General features: G+C 66.9%; 1 protein-coding gene. It reads left to right on the top strand.

Annotated elements, in window-relative coordinates; translation table 11 throughout:
- The coding region (locus HFP89_RS00195; RefSeq protein ID WP_168715622.1) for a DUF11 domain-containing protein at positions 1 to 260 on the top strand (260 nt) is incomplete at both ends.

The raw sequence follows: 260 nt of genomic DNA, 5'->3' as shown, positions 1-260 counted from the left end.
AGCCTGACGGTCAGCAAGACCCAGACCGGCGGCCCCAGCCCGGTGACCGCGGCCGGCCAGACGATCGACTACACGATCGAGGTCACCAACACCGGCAACGTGACCCAGACCGGCGTCAGTACGACCGACGTGCTGCCGGACGGTACGAACGGCACCCTGAGCGGGCCGGTCGAGTCGATCACGACCGACGGTCAGCTCGAGGTCGGAGAGACCTGGACCTACACGATCAGCTACACGGTCACCCAGGCCGACATCGATGC

It is taken from the genome of Wenzhouxiangella sp. XN79A (assembly GCF_012272825.1).
In the GTDB taxonomy this organism is placed as follows: Bacteria; Pseudomonadota; Gammaproteobacteria; order Xanthomonadales; family Wenzhouxiangellaceae.
The sequence above is the reverse complement of the archived record's forward strand: the minus strand, read 5'-3'. Positions and strand labels throughout refer to the sequence as shown.